Annotated in this window: 15 protein-coding genes; 3 read left to right on the forward strand and 12 right to left on the reverse strand. The window is 64.0% G+C overall.

Annotated elements, in window-relative coordinates:
• Nucleotides 1-10: 10 nt before the first annotated feature.
• The 8 genes from GJR98_RS04625 to GJR98_RS04660 form a co-directional block, all read right to left on the reverse strand.
• On the reverse strand, nucleotides 11-1669 hold the full coding sequence (locus GJR98_RS04625) for a bifunctional N(6)-L-threonylcarbamoyladenine synthase/serine/threonine protein kinase (RefSeq protein WP_151135915.1): 1659 nt from the start codon (nucleotides 1667-1669) through the stop codon (nucleotides 11-13).
• 36 nt (nucleotides 1670-1705) lie between these two features.
• On the reverse strand, nucleotides 1706-2011 hold the full coding sequence (locus tag GJR98_RS04630) for a 30S ribosomal protein S24e (protein ID WP_151135917.1): 306 nt from the start codon (nucleotides 2009-2011) through the stop codon (nucleotides 1706-1708).
• Between the two features lie 67 nt (nucleotides 2012-2078).
• Nucleotides 2079-2618, reverse strand: a complete 540-nt coding sequence (locus GJR98_RS04635) for a GTP-dependent dephospho-CoA kinase family protein (protein WP_151135920.1) — start codon at nucleotides 2616-2618, stop codon at nucleotides 2079-2081.
• A gap of 2 nt (nucleotides 2619-2620) precedes the next feature.
• Nucleotides 2621-2818 carry a transcription elongation factor subunit Spt4 gene (gene spt4, locus GJR98_RS04640; RefSeq protein WP_151112059.1) on the reverse strand — a complete coding sequence of 66 codons (198 nt, stop codon included), beginning with the start codon at nucleotides 2816-2818 and terminating at the stop codon, nucleotides 2621-2623.
• Nucleotides 2818-3390, reverse strand: coding sequence for a DNA-directed RNA polymerase (locus GJR98_RS04645; protein ID WP_151135922.1), 573 nt, complete (start codon nucleotides 3388-3390; stop codon nucleotides 2818-2820). Before GJR98_RS04645 ends, spt4 begins: the two co-directional genes overlap by 1 nt.
• A 7-nt stretch (nucleotides 3391-3397) precedes the next feature.
• Complete coding sequence (locus GJR98_RS04650; protein ID WP_151135924.1) at nucleotides 3398-3766, reverse strand: DUF188 domain-containing protein; 369 nt, start codon at nucleotides 3764-3766, stop codon at nucleotides 3398-3400.
• Nucleotides 3767-3788: 22 nt separating this feature from the next.
• Nucleotides 3789-5021, reverse strand: coding sequence for a translation initiation factor IF-2 subunit gamma (locus GJR98_RS04655; protein ID WP_151135926.1), 1233 nt, complete (start codon nucleotides 5019-5021; stop codon nucleotides 3789-3791).
• A gap of 192 nt (nucleotides 5022-5213) precedes the next feature.
• On the reverse strand, nucleotides 5214-6023 hold the full coding sequence (locus tag GJR98_RS04660) for a DUF6517 family protein (protein WP_151135928.1): 810 nt from the start codon (nucleotides 6021-6023) through the stop codon (nucleotides 5214-5216).
• A gap of 116 nt (nucleotides 6024-6139) precedes the next feature.
• Here GJR98_RS04660 and GJR98_RS04665 point away from each other — a divergent pair, with 116 nt between their 5' ends.
• On the forward strand, nucleotides 6140-7123 hold the full coding sequence (locus tag GJR98_RS04665) for a DUF5787 family protein (protein ID WP_151135930.1): 984 nt from the start codon (nucleotides 6140-6142) through the stop codon (nucleotides 7121-7123).
• Between the two features lie 12 nt (nucleotides 7124-7135).
• Here the strand turns inward: GJR98_RS04665 and GJR98_RS04670 are convergent, their stop codons facing one another.
• The 3 genes from GJR98_RS04670 to GJR98_RS04680 all read right to left on the reverse strand — a co-directional run bounded on the left by GJR98_RS04670 (nucleotide 7136) and on the right by GJR98_RS04680 (nucleotide 9927).
• The gene (locus GJR98_RS04670) at nucleotides 7136-7348 is read right to left on the reverse strand and encodes a hypothetical protein (protein ID WP_151135933.1); all 213 of its coding nucleotides are present in this window, start codon (nucleotides 7346-7348) and stop codon (nucleotides 7136-7138) included.
• A gap of 183 nt (nucleotides 7349-7531) precedes the next feature.
• Nucleotides 7532-8356 carry an MBL fold metallo-hydrolase gene (locus GJR98_RS04675; protein WP_151135935.1) on the reverse strand — a complete coding sequence of 275 codons (825 nt, stop codon included), beginning with the start codon at nucleotides 8354-8356 and terminating at the stop codon, nucleotides 7532-7534.
• A gap of 152 nt (nucleotides 8357-8508) precedes the next feature.
• On the reverse strand, nucleotides 8509-9927 hold the full coding sequence (locus GJR98_RS04680) for an ATP-binding protein (RefSeq protein ID WP_151135937.1): 1419 nt from the start codon (nucleotides 9925-9927) through the stop codon (nucleotides 8509-8511).
• A gap of 188 nt (nucleotides 9928-10115) precedes the next feature.
• Between GJR98_RS04680 and nasA the strand changes: the two genes are divergently transcribed.
• Both nasA and GJR98_RS04690 read left to right on the forward strand, forming a co-directional pair.
• Nucleotides 10116-12182: an assimilatory nitrate reductase NasA gene (nasA, locus tag GJR98_RS04685; protein WP_255518395.1), complete on the forward strand. Its 2067-nt coding sequence runs from the start codon at nucleotides 10116-10118 to the stop codon at nucleotides 12180-12182.
• Nucleotides 12183-12268: 86 nt separating this feature from the next.
• On the forward strand, nucleotides 12269-13402 hold the full coding sequence (locus GJR98_RS04690; protein ID WP_151135941.1) for a thiolase family protein: 1134 nt from the start codon (nucleotides 12269-12271) through the stop codon (nucleotides 13400-13402).
• 349 nt (nucleotides 13403-13751) lie between these two features.
• Here GJR98_RS04690 and GJR98_RS04695 read toward each other — a convergent pair whose 3' ends face one another.
• The gene (locus GJR98_RS04695) at nucleotides 13752-14411 is read right to left on the reverse strand and encodes a hypothetical protein (protein ID WP_151135943.1); all 660 of its coding nucleotides are present in this window, start codon (nucleotides 14409-14411) and stop codon (nucleotides 13752-13754) included.
• Nucleotides 14412-14421 lie beyond the last annotated feature (10 nt).

Consider the following 14421-nt stretch of genomic DNA (forward strand, 5'->3'; position numbering starts at 1 on the left):
TCTCGGACGATTACCGGTACCGCCCGCGCGACTCGACTTGCCGGAGGCGAGCGATGACTTCTGGTGACCCGACAGATTCGTAGCCTGCTTCGAGCGCGTCGACCAGCGGCGCGGCGTCGTCCGCGGTGCCTTCGACGCTCTGGGCGAACACGTGGAGGTCCATCGCGTGGTCTTCGACGTGACCAGTGTGGTATCCGAGTCCGAAGTCGATGAGGTGGACTTGCGTCTCTCCGTCGGGCCCGGTCCCGACGCGGACGTTCCGAGTCGTCGGGTCGCCGTGGACCATGCCCGCCTCGTGGATTCGCGCGAGGTACTCGCCGACGATGCGAACCGCCTCTGGTTCGAGTCGTTCTGCGAGGTCTGCGTCGCCGACTTTCTGGAAGGTGATGACACCTTCGACGGGGTCGATGTCGTGGATGATGGGCGTCCGAACGCCGGCGCGGCGGGCGTCACTCACCAACCGTGCTTCGGCCTTCGTCCGCTCTCTGCGGAGTTTGTCGTCGAGTTCCGGGTGTCGGTACGTCTTCGGGACACGGCGCTTCACGACGTCGTCGGCGCCGATGTCGACTGTCGCTTCAGCCCCACGAATCTCACCGTCGTCTGTGTAGGCACGAGCGACGGATTCGTCGGTGCCGCGCCACGTCACGTCGACCTGGTCGGGGCGGAAGTTCGGGTCGACGGCGGAGTCTTCGACTGGGAGCGTGTCGCCCGCGGCGAACATCCGCGCGCCGCAGAGGGCAATCATCCCGGCGTTGTCACCGAGGAACCGCGGTTCGGGTGCGTGGAATTTCGCGCCGCGCTGGTCGCACATCTCGGCGAGCATCTCGCGAAGGCGAGCGTTGTTCCCGACGCCGCCGCCGAGAACGAGTTCGTCCGTCCCCGTGAGCGAGAGCGCGCGTTCGGCGACTTCCGTGAGCATGCCGAAGATGGTCTCTTGCAACCCGGCGGAGATGTCTTCGACGGGTGTGCCGGCGTCCGCTTCGTCCTTCGCGGCGCTCATGATGCCCGAGAACGAGAAGTCCATCCCCTTGACGACGTACGGTAAATCGACGTACTCGCCGTCTTTGGCAGCCGCTTCGACTTTCGGGCCGCCGGGGTGTTTCCACCCGACGTGGCGGGTGAACTTGTCGATAGCGTTGCCCACGCCGGTGTCCATCGTCTCGCCGAGGACGCGGTACCGGCCGTTGTGGTAGCCGAGCAGGTGCGCGTTCGCGCCCGAGGCGTTCAGACAGACGGGTGACTCGAACCCAGACTGGTAGCGCCCGATTTCGAGGTGAGCGACCATGTGGTTGACGCCGACGAGTGGGACGTCGAGCGTCTGGGCCACAGACCGGGCCGCAGTGCCGACGATACGGAGACACGGACCGAGCCCCGGCCCGCGAGAGAACGCTACAGCGTCGACGACAGGGCCGTCACCGTCGTGTCGCTCGGCGGCGTGGCCGAGCGCGACTTCGACCACTTCGGGGATGGCACTGCCCATGTGTTCGGCCGCCTCGCGCGGGTGGATGCCGCCGCTGTCCGGCTGGTAGGGGTTCGATTCGATGAAGATGTGGTCTGCAGAGGGGTCCGGTGTTCGGTCGGTCCCCACGCGGAGGGCGTCGGGGTCGTCCGTCTCGAAAACCGCTGCGCTCGCGGCCCAAGCAGTACCTTCGATTCCGAGAATGCGCATCGAGAGTCGGTTGAAAACGGCGATTCGAAGCCGAGTTTAGGCCTCTTCGGCCTCGACTTCGGCGTCGGTAATCTTGTTGCGTTCGAGCATGTGTTCCTGTTCGACGTCGCGGGCGAACTCGGGGCTCTCGTAGACCTTCGCGTAGCCAGCGGTCTTGCGCATGCCGAACTTCGTGTCGAGTTCGTGGACGACGACTTCGTCAGAGTCCTTGTTCAGCTTGGCCGCGAGAGAGTCGCGAACCGACAGACGGGAGGGCGTCGCTTCCTCGTGGACGATCTCGAAGCGAACGTCCGAGCGGTGCAACATGGGGTTCTCCTCCTCGGAGATGATTTCGATTTCCATGGTTAGTTACCCGTAATTGCCCGCGAAGCAAGTAAAAGGATTTCGAAGGGAGAGGAGAGTCCGCTAGTCAGGCCTCGATAGGGGCAAGAACCGTCTCGGTATCGCCGTCGAATTGGAAGAGCAGGTCGCGCATCTCCGTCTTGGCCGCCTCGTCGACGGTGATGCGGACCATTCCCTCGTCTGGTTGGCCGTACACGACAGTCGACCCGAGTGGTGCGGCGAGAACCGCAGGAAGCGTCGCGAGGTCCTCTTCGCCGTCGACGAGGAGGGTCGTCGGTCCGTCTGCGGCGAGTGCGTCGACGAGTGCCGCGACGAGGTCACGCGAAATCGTGCCCGGTTCGTTGGTGACCTCGACGAGGCGACCCGTCTCGACCGCGCGACGAATCTCGTCGCTGACGGCCTCTCGCTTGGTCTTGCCGTCGACGACTGCGACGTCCGGCGGTCGCTCGGCGCGACGGAGGTAGAAGGTGACGACGTCGCCGACGGCGACGAGTGGTGCGTTCGTCTCCTCGCTCGATGCGTCTGCGAGGAGTGCCTCGGCGTCCGTGTAGACGGGGCCGAACGGCTCTTTGAACGCTGCGCGGAGCGCCGTCGGCAGGGTGAGCATTCTCAGCGGACCTTGAGGGCGTAACCGCCGGGTTCGGTGACTTTCATCTCCGTGGCGATTTCGCTCTGTTCGGGGTGGGTGATGACGACGTAGCCCGCCCAGTCTTCGGTGAGACTGCTCGACCCGCAGTTCTCACACGTCTGTTTGTCGGGTTCGTTGACGAAGTGACACTCTCGGCAGGCGAGGCGCTTCTTCGCCATCAGTTACCCTCCGCCGAGGCCTCGCTCTGCTGGCGCTTCTTCTCGAGCCAGCCGTGCTTGCCGAGCCCCGGCTGTTTCGCGGTGAGGCCAATCTTCGAGTCGCGCGGGTTGCGCTCGTCGATACTCTTCGTGACGATGCGGGCGCGGACCTCGTCGTCCACGGCGAGCGTCTGGTTGGACTCGGTCGACGCGAGCTGCTGGTTCTCGCCGTCGTAGGCGAGGTATTCGTCGGAAATCTGCGAGACGTGGAGCAGTCCGTCGACCGGTCCGATGCCGACGAAGGCACCGAACTCGACGACTTCGACCACGATCCCGTCGACGACCTCCTGCATGTCTGGGTCGTAGGTGATCGCGTCGAACTCGGCTTCGTAGTAGACGCCGGGGCGGTTGGGCAACACGGTGCCCTCACCGATGTCGTGGACGTTCACGACGCTCACGACGCTTCCAACGTCTTCGTCCATCCGTCCTTCCAGTTTGTCCTGCAACAGTCGCTTGACCCGCTCGGGCGTCACATCGCCCAGGTGGCGTGGCGGGACTTCGACTGTGTCTTTGAGTCGTACCCGTTTGTACATAGTTTCGTTAAGGTTCCGTGACCGCCAGTGTGGCGTGCCCCCGGATGCCGATGACGGGAATCCCGCATTCGAGCACCCTGTCACGGAGGGGCTTGTCGTTCGTGACGACGTAGTCCGTCTCGCCCGATTCGGCGAGTTCGACGATTGCGTCGTCGGCGTACGATTCCTCGGTTTCGACCGCACGGCACCGAGTCGCTAGGTCCACACCCACGCTCGCGGCGATGGCCTCGGTCCCGCCGCCCGTCGAGAGCTTCTCCAGCTCGTCGAGGACGGCCGTGGGGACGACGAGGTCCGCGTCGGCCGCGAGTAACCGGTCGAGTTCGTCGAACACGCGAACGTCGAGTTCGACCGGCATCATGAGTGCGTTCGTGTCCATAACGACTACGGTGGCGGTCACGTCACTTGAGCGTCCCGATACCGATGAGGCGCCAGCGAGCGCCAACACGACGGTTGATTGCTATCTTCGCACCCTCTGCCGCACAGACTGGGCGCTTGAGCTTAACTTCTGCCTCGCCGCTGCGCGCACTCGTCACCGCACCGACGGTGGTCGCGGTGCCGACGGTGAGCATCAGCGGTTCGCCAGTCGAAATCTCGTCGACGCTGTCGTCTTCGCTGCCGACGACGCGGTCGAGCAGGTCCACGTCCATCGTGAACTCCTCGCGCGTCGGTGGGAGCGTGCCGGGCTTGCCGGCGACCTGTCCTGCGAGCGCGTCACCTTTCGTGACACTCGGGTCGAGGCCGGTTCCGACACCACAGAGACCACCGGGCTGGACTTCGTCGACCATGTTGCCGCCCGCTTGCAGCGACCGAATCTCGGTCGTGATGGAGCGCCACTCGGTCTGGCCTTCTTCGTCGACTTCGCGGCCGGGACGGAGTTCGAGTTCGTCGCCCTCTTCGAGTTTCCCGGCGACGACGCTGCCGCCGATGACGCCGCCCATGAGACCCTCCCAGGTCGTCCCCGGGCGGTTGATGTCGAAGCTGCGTGCGACGAACATTCGGCTGTCTTCGGTCTCGTCGCGGTCCGGGGTCGGGATGTTCTCCTCGATTGCCTCGATGAGAACGTCGAGGTTGACCTCTTGCTGGGCGCTGATGGGGACGATCGGTGCGTCTTCGGCGACCGTTCCCTTCACGAACTCCTTGATCTGTTCGTAGTTGTCGACCGCCCGTTCGCGGTCGACGAGGTCGACCTTGTTCTGCGCGATGACGATGTTCTCGATACCGATGATATCGAGCGCCATCAGGTGCTCTGCCGTCTGCGCCTGGGGGACATCTTCGGTGGCGCTGACGAGAAGAACGGCGCCGTCCATGATGGCCGCTCCAGAGAGCATCGTCGCCATGAGCGTCTCGTGACCGGGCGCGTCGACGAACGAGACGGTACGCAGGACCTCAGTTTCGTCGCCGTCTTCGGTCTCTTCTTCGACTGTGTAGCACTCCGGTGCATCGGCACCGGGAATCTTTCGGAACGTCGCGTCGGCGTAGCCGAGGCGGATGGAGATACCGCGCTTCATCTCCTCGGAGTGTTGGTCCGTCCACGACCCAGACAACGCCTGGACGAGCGTCGTCTTTCCGTGGTCGACGTGACCGACGAGTCCGATGTTCACCTCCGGTTGCTGTGGATTTTTCGTCACCATTGACCTCCTGAGAGTAATCTTGGGTAAACTTGGCCCCGAACGACTGATAAAGGTGCTGTTCTCGGAGCACTGGCGCTGTGGCTACGTCGGGCGGTCACACACAGCGTGGACCGATTCAGCGGCCAGTCCACCGTCGTGGGACTCGGAGTGCCCACACCGTCTGTCACTTCTGGTCGTGCTCCGACAGGAGCCTCACTCGACTGCCGTGACGAGCGACCGAAGCTCCTCGCGGTAGGCGTCTGGGGTGAGTCCGAGGTCGATATCGACCGACACCTCGATGGCCGAGGTGGGCTCTTTGGTCACGCCCAAATCGAGGTTCTCGCCGGGGTGTGCACCACCTGCGATGAGAATCGAGCCGTCGTGTTCCCACACGGCCAGGAGGCCGCTCACGCCGAGTTTCTTCCCGTCGATTTCTAGCTGTTTCTCCTCGGTCAGTGGGAACGTGATGCCTTCGAACGGGAACGCGGCGCTGTAGTTGGTCACTCGCGCAGTTTCGCCCGTCTCGACGGTCAGCGACCCCGACGACGCCTGTTCGATGTCTGTGAGGCCGGCAGACTCCAACTGCGATTCGAACTGTTCGCGCGCTTGTGTTTCGACCTGTTCGACCACTGGTCCCCGTGCTGCGTCAGGGAGCGTCGCCAGACTCGGGTCGAGCGTCACGCGCGTGGCGAAGAACATCGAGAACTGGCCTTCGGCCTGTCCGAGCGTCTTCTCTTTCAACTCGGTCGCCAGTTCGATGTCTTCGAAGACGAGCGTCCGAAACGCCGCCGAGACGCTCACTGGCCCGAACGACTGCTCGAACGCTGGGTCACGAGTCTGTTCGTCGACCTGTTCCCACCCGCCCTCGTCGAGTTTCGACTCTGGTACCTTCGGTGGGCCGCGCGCTGCGGTGGCCGTACTCCCAGAACTGCACCCTGCGAGACCCGCGAGTCCTGCACTCGCTGCCACGCCGAGGTAGGTCCGTCGCCCTAACCGCCTGTCTGCGTCGTCCTGCCCGGACATTACTCGGAATTGATTCGTCTTCGTTCAAATAGGTACGGGTGGACTGAATCTCTGATTCCAACGACTGTTCCGCCCCGAGAGCGAGATTTTTCACCGTCGCACTCTCAGTTCGTATCGTGCCCGCACCGGTCTCGTCGCCGTCGGAGTTCGCCTTCGAACTGGCACTCTGTGCCCACCTCGAACAGACGACAGACTGGCTTCCCGCCCGCCAACTCGGCGCGTCCGTCGCCTCGCCGGGGAGTCGAATCATCGATATCTGTGCCGTCGTCCCCGGCCCCGAATTCGACGACCGAACGCGCATCTCTGCACGCGACATCCCCGCGACGGCCATCGAGAGCGATGTCGGCGTCGGCCGTGCAGTCTTCTGGCGCGACGCGTTCGACTGTCACCCTGCCCGTGCCCGACGCGCGACAGACCGTGCCGTCGAGGCTGGCTTCCTCGAATCAGAACGTCGCCGCGGCCGAGAGTACGTCCGCCGTGCGACCCGCTACCCAGACGAGTGGTTCTCTCGCCTCGTCGGCATCGAGAACAAACCGGACCTCGGCGAACCCGGCGACCTCTTGCGGCAACTCCGTCTCGACGTGAGTCTCTCGCTCTTCGACGAAGTCGTCCTCGCCACGGAGAGTTACGTCACGGGCGCGCACCTGAACCGTATCCCAGAGGAGGTTGGCGTCTGGCGCTTCGACCCCGAGACGGGCGAGCGAGAAGTCGTCCGCGAGGCCGACACACTCGCCGCCGACGCAATCGGTGTCGAACCCGTCGAGTACGAATCGCTCCACACTGACGTCGCACTCGTCTCTCCTGCCGACAAACGAACCGCTCGCCTCCGACTCGCAGAACGCGCCTACGGAAAGGGCTGGCGGCGATACGACCTTCCGGGGTGCGCCCACGCCAGCGTCGATTCCGATGGCCGACCAGTCTGCGAACACTTCGGCCGCGTCGTCGACCCGGGGTCTGAGTGCGGAAGCACGTGCGGCGGATTCACGCCGGCAGATGCGCCAGCATTCGACCGAGAAGGACTCCGAGCGTCTCGAACTGGGTGGGTCGCAGACCCGCACGGCGTCGCTCGAAGACAGTCGGGTCTCGACCGCTTTTCGTAGACTATCGGGGACTCACTCTGCGTCGGCACGTTGCTCGACGGAACCCCAGTAAGTGACGAGCAATGCACCGACGATTGCGACGAGGACGACGAACCCGACGAACCCGACGATGTCTGTTTTCCCCGTCTCGACGTAGCCGATGACGAGGTTGAGCAGGCCGACGAGGATGCCCGCCACCATGAGATATCTGAACGCCGTGTCGCCAGCAATCGTTCGGAGGCTCATGTGCTGTCCCTCGTCGGTGCCGTGAGAAGCCAGAGACGGACTGTACCGAGCGATGTCGAGGGGAAGAACATGCCCTCTCTCGTCGCGCTGAGCGCAAAAATCTACTCACGAGAGACTGACTCTCTCGGTGTTCGGACCGTCTCTGGTTCTCCCTCGTTCGCCGCACTGCACCCAACACGTGACCTACAACTCGTACACTTCACCGTCAGTCGCCAACGGCTCTTCGAACGCCTCGTCCGGCGGGTAGTAGTGGGCGACGTGGACGAGGCGGGTCACGTCGGCGTTCAGGTCTTCGCCGAGCGAAATCGCTCCTTCTCTGGTCATGTGCTTCGTGCCGAACGTTCGCGGGACGCCGTTCTCGTCGAAGTCGTCGCCGCCGGCAGGGTGATACTCACACAGCGACGCGGGGACGATTGCCTCCGCGAGGAGAAGGTCGGGGTCGGCGAGGACCGCCCGCGACTCCTCGGGAATCGCATAGGTCGAATCGCCGGAGATAGAGAGTTTTGCACCCGTTTCGGGGTCTTCGATGGCGACGCCGTAGCACAGAAGCGGCGGGTGGACGACGGGGACGAACGTCACGTCGAACCCGCAAGTGCGGAACGATTCGAGGGGCGTCTGGTCGTGAACGTCGATACGGTCTAAGTAGTCGAACTTCGAGCGAATCGTGTCCGCGACGCTCTCGTCGGTCAGCGGGTCGACTTCGTCTGTCGCGTGCACGTCGAGGTGGTCGAGCAGGCGGTAGACGTTGCCGAGGCCGTCTAAATGGTCGAAATGGATGTGGGTAACCAGGGCCGCGTCGGGAAGCGGCGTCTCCTGTGTGAGAAACTGGTGGCGGAAGTCGGGACTGAAGTCCACGAGGAGCGATTCGTCTGTTCGCTCGTTGTAGACGTGGACCGAGAAACGCGTCCGCTCGATGCCGCGCTCGCGGGCCTCGCGACAGGTGTCGCAGTCGCACCCGACAGTCGGCGTGCCGGTCGTATCGCCCGTCCCGAGGAGGGTCACACGCATTGGTGAGAAGTCAGAGACGGCGGGGCTTAAGGGTGGGTGGACCGCGGTGGCGAGTTACTCGTCTTCTGTCTCCCGGTCAACTACCTGGAGCGCGTCGGCTGAATCGGTCCGACTGACTGCCAACGACGGGGGTAGAAAGTAGGTGGTCGAGATTACTGCGCTGCGCCGGCGTCCTTCTGCGTCTCGCCTTCGTGTTCGTCGGCGTGGTCGTGGTCGTGGTCGTGATCGTCGTGACTGTGGTCGTGTCCATCGCCTGACCCGGCGACGAGTTCCGACGAGTCCGACATCATGTCGAGGTTCTTCAGGTTGTCACGCTCTTCGAAGTCGGCGACTGCTTCGAGCAGGTCGTCCTGTGTGAGTTCCATCCGCTCTTCGGTGAGGGCTTCGAGGACGGCCTCACGAAGCACGAGTCGGAGGTCAGAACCGGTGAGCCCTTCCGTCACGTCGGCGATGGCCTCGGGGTCGAACTCGTCGATTTTCATCCGGTTCGTGATGACGCGCAGGATGTCCGCGCGCATGCCACGGTCCGGTTTGGGGAAGTTGACGATTTCGTCGAAGCGCCGCCACGCAGCGGAGTCGAGCTGGTCGGGGTGGTTCGTCGCCCCGATGAGGATGACCTCGTCGCGAATCAGCGAGATGTCGTCGATGCTCTTCAAGAGTGTGTTGACGGCGCGCTTGAGCGCGGCGTGTTCGTCCGACCGCCGGGTCTTGGCGACCGAGTCGAACTCGTCGATGAAGAGGATACACGGCGAGAGTCGCTTGGCGACTTCGAACGTCTTCTCGACGTTCTTGGCCGTCTCACCGAGGTACTGACTCGTAATCATCGAGAGTTTGACCTCGACGAAGGGGAGTCCGAGTTCGTGTGCGAGGGCACGGGTGACGGTCGTCTTCCCGGTTCCCGGCGGACCGACGAAGAGAATCTTCCCAATCTCACGGAGGCCAATCTGCGCGAGGTACTCGCGGTGTTCGATGGCCTTCATGAGCTTGTGAATCTCGCCTTCCTGGTCGGTCGTGAGCACGAGGTCTTCGAGCGTCATCTCGATTTCCTCGGGTGCGCGGACCTGCACGAGGTCGAGCATCTCTGCGTCTTCCTCGTCGTCGAAGTACTCGTCGAGGAGGCTGTCTATCCACACGCGGTCGGCGTGGATCGGTCGCGTGTGGTCTCGTGCCTCAGCGTGTGTCACGTCCACGTCGTCGCGGTCTTCGACCGACTTCGCAATCGTCGGGTTCGTCACCAACTGGTCGTGGTCGGCACGTTTGACGAACCACTCCAGCGCCATCTCGGGTTGCGTCAGCGAGAGGCGGCCAGAGAAGTCCTCACGTTGGGTGAACATGAGGTCCGAAATCGCGTCCCAAGGGTGTTCGACTCCTGTCGCCTTCCGCGCAATCGTGTCGGTTACCACGAGCGGTCGCTCGATGCCGCCCGTCGACGAATCGTCGTCATCGGCGGCGTCTGCCCAGAAGACACGCCGATACCGCGGGGGAAGGTCGTTCTCGTCAAGCGTTCGGTCGTCGGTGTAAAGGTGGGCCGTCAGCAGAAATTCGACAACCTCGAGCGCCCGTTCACTCATCCGCGAAGGATTGCCGGGCGAGACGCATAAGAGCGTCGGACTGCGCGTCACCGCGTGTTGGGGGTTACCAGCACTCTCTATCCACGATTGCGCTGGGAAGCTGACGAAACGACGGGGTCGAGTCGGCGTTCGCGCCTCGACACTCGGTGTTTTTACCGCTGGTTTCCCACAGACTCACAGGTGATGAGGTGTCGAAACAGGTGAGAAACCCCGTCTCGTCTACGTGTATGCGCTGTGCGGTCGGCTGTGGTCTCGTCGAAACCGCTCACGAGCACGGCCACGGTCTCGAAGCGGCCCGTGGTGACCCAGCGAACCCAGTGACTCACGGGGCGGCGTGTCGCCGTGGCATCCGAGAGACTGTGCATCCGACTGGTGAGCGACTCACCCAGCCACTCGTCAGAGACGGTGGCGAACTCGTCCCAACTTCGTGGCCGGATGCGCTGTCGCGGGTCGGCGAGGCCATCACCTCCGCGATGGCGACTACCCCAGACGACGTCGCGATACTCGGCAGCGGGCAACAGACGAACGAAGCGGCGTACCTCCTCGGAAAGCTCGCCCGCGCCGGAATCGGGACTCGTCACTACGACGCGAACACGACGCTGTGTATGGCGAGTGCCGTCACCGCGTACTACCGGGCGTTCGGGAGCGACGCACCGCCACCAACCTACGAAGACATCCCCGAAGCCGAGACGCACCTCGTCTGGGGGGCGAATCCCGCGGTCGCACACCCCGTGTTGTTCCGGTGGATTCGCCAGTCTGCTGCCGACGGCCGACTCATCGTGGTCGACCCCGTCGAGACGAAGACGGCCGCCGCCGGGGACGAACACGTCTCAGTCGAACCGGGTGCTGATTTCGAACTCGCGCGCGCCATCCTCGCGCACCTCGTCACGACCGACCGAATCGACGAGTCGTTCGTCGACGCCCACACGACCGGATTCGACGCAGTAGTCGAGACGCTCCCAACGGTCGACGACGCCGCGGCCGACGCAGGCGTCTCGCTCGAAACTGTCGAGTTACTCGCCGATGCACTGACCGACTCGACGCTCGTCTACTGGGGCATGGGCGTCAACCAGAGCGTCCGCGGCACGGCGACGGCAGGCGCACTCATCGACCTCTGTCTCGCGTCCGGAAATCTCGGGCCGGGGACAGGCCCGTTCTCTCTCACCGGGCAGGCGAACTCGATGGGCACGCGCGTCTGTTCGTCGAAGGGAACGTGGCCGGGCCATCGCCCCTTCGACCATCCCGACCACCGACAGGTGGTGGCAGACGCGTGGGACATTCCCGTCTCCGCACTCCCGGACGACTCGGGACCCGGACCCGTCGGCATCCTCGACTCCTCGCCGTCGGTCGTCTGGACAGTGGCGACGAATCCAGTCGCTGGGATGCCAGCGGCCGACCACGTCCGCGAACGTCTGGACGACGCGTTCCTCGTCGTGCAGGACGCGTTCCGGACCGACACCGTCGAACTCGCGGACGTTGTACTCCCGGCCGCGACGTGGGGCGAGACTGACGGGACGACGATGAACATGGAACGGACGGTTTCGCGTGTCCGTGCAGCCACCGACCCACCCGCTGACGCCCGGTGCGACCTCGACATCGTCGCCGACGTCGCCGCACGAGTCGCGCCCGGACTGCTCCCCGAATCGCCGGTCGACGCGGCGGCAGTGTTCGACGAGTTCGCCGCGCTCACGGAGGGGACGAACGCAGACTGCTCGGGTCTCTCGTACGCCCGACTGGACGACGAACACGCCGTCCGGTGGCCCGCACCCGACCCAGACACTGCTGGAGTCTACCGATATTACGATGCCAACACCGGGTCGTGGTCCTTCCCGACGCCGTCTGGAACGGCGCAGTTCAGCACGCTCGATGGTGGTCCCCTCCCCGAACCGACAGACGCCAACTACCCGTTGACTCTTACGACGGCACGTGGCCCGGACGACTACAACACCGCCGTTCGCTCCCGTGGGGACGACACTCGCTCTGACCTCGTCGCTCGCGTTGCTCCCGAGACGCTCGAAACCTACTGCGACGCTGTCGTGGACGGCTCAGAGGGAGCGAGAGCCATACTCGAATCTCGTCGGGCATCCGTCACCGTGACGCTCGCCCCCGACGATGCAGTCCCGCGTGGACTCGTCTGGCTCCCTATCCACCACCCGGCGATGAACAGACTGACGACTCCGGCGGTAGACCCCGAATCGAACGAACCGAACTTCAAGCAGTGTGCAGTCCGGTTTCGTCGTCTCGAACGGTCGTAACTCGTCTCTCGCTCCCTCGAAAAAACTCTTGACGACGAGTTGTGGGTTCTAAACTATTTATGGTGTTCGAACTCTGATGTTGTGGCATGTCAGAGCCAGTCATTGTCGCCGCGTACCGTACCCCCTTCGGGAAAGCAGGCGGCGTCTTCGCAGACGTTCGAAGCGAAGACCTGTCTGTCGCCCTCATCGACCACATCCTCGACGAACACGACGTCGACGCCGACGAGGTAGAGGACCTGATGTGGGGCGTCGCACAACAACGCACCGAACAGGACAACAACGTCGCTCGCGTCATCGCCCTTCTCTCTGAACTCGGCGAGGGCGTCCCCGCGACGACCATCAACCGCTGGTGTGCCTCCTCGATGCAGTCTATCATCTCCGCATCGGACGCCATCGCCGCCGGCAACCGCGAGTGCATCATCGCGGGCGGGGTCGAGAGCATGTCCCGGATTCCGATGGACGGCGACTCCTACCAGCACCTCCACCCTGAACTGAGCGAGCGCTACAACCTCTTCCAACTCCAGATGGGGATGACTGCCGAGAAGGTCGCAGAAGAGTACGAGGTCTCCCGCGAGGCCCAAGACGAGTTCGCCCTTCGGAGTCACCAGCGTGCCGCCGAGGCGACCGACTCCGGCCGCTTCGACGACGAAATCGTCCCCATCGAGACCGAGGATGGCGTCGTCACCGAAGACGAAGGCATCCGCCGCGACACCTCGCTGGAAGTCCTCGGCGGCCTCGACCCGGCGTTCTCCGGCAGTGGCTCGGTCACCGCAGGCAACTCCTCGCAGATTACCGACGGCGCGGCCGCCGTCCTCGTAACCTCCCGCGAGTTCGCCGACGAACACGGCCTCGACGTCCTCGCCTCCGTCGGCACGAACAACGTCGCCGGTGTGGACCCAACGGTCATGGGCATCGGCCCGGTCCCGGCATCACGTGGACTCCTCGAACGCGCCGGCAGCAGTATCGAGGACTACGACCTCGTGGAGATCAACGAGGCGTTCGCGAGTCAGTGTGAGTACTCCCGCCGCGAACTCGGCATCGACGAAGACAAACTCAACGTCAACGGCGGCGCAATCGCCCTCGGCCACCCACTCGGTGCGTCGGGTGCCCGCCTGCCCGTGACGCTCATCCACGAGATGGTCAAGCGCGACGTTGACCGTGGTCTCGCCACGCTCTGTGTCGGGTTCGGACAGGGTGCGGCAATCGAGTTCAGTCGGTAAGGACCGACGCAACTGAGTTTTTGGTCCAGATTTTTCGGGCTGTGCGGTAGCGGTTTCACAAAAAAGCGGCTGGTTGCTGCAGCCTTCGAATCCAGTCGGTCGGACCCGATTCCCCCGTTTCGGGTCCTGAACTCAACTGCTGGGTGACAGGCCGTCCCACAAACCTGTTCTGGCGCCAGCGGGGGAGCCAATCGCACCCAACCAATTCGTCACCACCGGGTCGGGCACCCCGGTCAGATGACTTGCCGGTGTTTTCTGTCAGAGGCACTCCGGCCTCGAAGGGTATGGTTACACCGCTGTTCAACTCGTCGCCTAATATGTTCGGTATGCGAATCGCCCTCCTCCGACTTTACGAGTGCTGAAGGACGACGTGTCGTGCGTATACCGGCACGTCCAGTTGCGTCTCTCGCTCGCCGAACACGTACGTCGCGTGTACTGTCCTCGGCGTCGCCGCGACGAGCGTCTCGAACGCGACGCCAGTCTCGTGGACGAGGTTCCCGTCCCAGTCGTAGGTTTCGACCGATTCGACGACTGCGGCCGACCGTTCGCCCTCTACTCTGCTGGAGACCCCGCCGCTAATCGAGCGAGGGTCTGCCACATCCAGTTCCGTCCGGACGTGGTCGGCAGCGGCACGTGCGGCCGCGAAGGTACACCGACGCGCTGCCCATTCCGTGAACGGAAGCGTGTCGTAGACTGCCTCACGCTCAGGTTTCTCTCCTGCTTCGACTGCCTCGTGGTTCGTGTGCCGCCACGCGGAGACGTAGCGGATGGTGTCGTTTTCCGGGATGTACGCGATGTTTTCGCGGTCTTCGACCTCTCGTACGGTGACTTCGGCGTCGCTCTCGCCACGAACTGGTCCCTTGCCGTCCGGGAGGGAAGCTGTGTTTCCGCCCGACCCACCGCCGGCTTCGGCACGTTGGACGGCGTTCGAACCGTCGGCTAAACAGCCACCAATGAGGGGGATAGGAAGTGCTGTCCCGGCCGCGACGAGGACCCCGCGACGTTTCATGTAAGTGAGT

Source organism: Haloferax marinisediminis (genome assembly GCF_009674585.1).
Taxonomy (GTDB): Archaea; Halobacteriota; Halobacteria; order Halobacteriales; family Haloferacaceae; genus Haloferax; species Haloferax marinisediminis.

Bases quoted from the DNA above. Each gene is read 5' to 3' on its own strand.
- GJR98_RS04675 (WP_151135935.1), bottom strand. From the start codon at position 8,356: ATGCGTGTGACCCTCCTCGGGACGGGCGATACGACCGGCACGCCGACT.
- GJR98_RS04630 (WP_151135917.1), bottom strand. From the start codon at position 2,011: ATGGAAATCGAAATCATCTCCGAGGAGGAGAACCCCATGTTGCACCGC.
- GJR98_RS04645 (WP_151135922.1), bottom strand. From the start codon at position 3,390: ATGTACAAACGGGTACGACTCAAAGACACAGTCGAAGTCCCGCCACGC.
- GJR98_RS04635 (WP_151135920.1), bottom strand. From the start codon at position 2,618: ATGCTCACCCTGCCGACGGCGCTCCGCGCAGCGTTCAAAGAGCCGTTC.
- spt4 (WP_151112059.1), bottom strand. From the start codon at position 2,818: ATGGCGAAGAAGCGCCTCGCCTGCCGAGAGTGTCACTTCGTCAACGAA.
- GJR98_RS04695 (WP_151135943.1), bottom strand. From the start codon at position 14,411: ATGAAACGTCGCGGGGTCCTCGTCGCGGCCGGGACAGCACTTCCTATC.
- GJR98_RS04625 (WP_151135915.1), bottom strand. From the start codon at position 1,669: ATGCGCATTCTCGGAATCGAAGGTACTGCTTGGGCCGCGAGCGCAGCG.
- GJR98_RS04670 (WP_151135933.1), bottom strand. From the start codon at position 7,348: ATGAGCCTCCGAACGATTGCTGGCGACACGGCGTTCAGATATCTCATG.
- GJR98_RS04650 (WP_151135924.1), bottom strand. From the start codon at position 3,766: ATGGACACGAACGCACTCATGATGCCGGTCGAACTCGACGTTCGCGTG.
- GJR98_RS04680 (WP_151135937.1), bottom strand. From the start codon at position 9,927: ATGAGTGAACGGGCGCTCGAGGTTGTCGAATTTCTGCTGACGGCCCAC.
- GJR98_RS04690 (WP_151135941.1), top strand. From the start codon at position 12,269: ATGTCAGAGCCAGTCATTGTCGCCGCGTACCGTACCCCCTTCGGGAAA.
- GJR98_RS04660 (WP_151135928.1), bottom strand. From the start codon at position 6,023: ATGTCCGGGCAGGACGACGCAGACAGGCGGTTAGGGCGACGGACCTAC.
- GJR98_RS04655 (WP_151135926.1), bottom strand. From the start codon at position 5,021: ATGGTGACGAAAAATCCACAGCAACCGGAGGTGAACATCGGACTCGTC.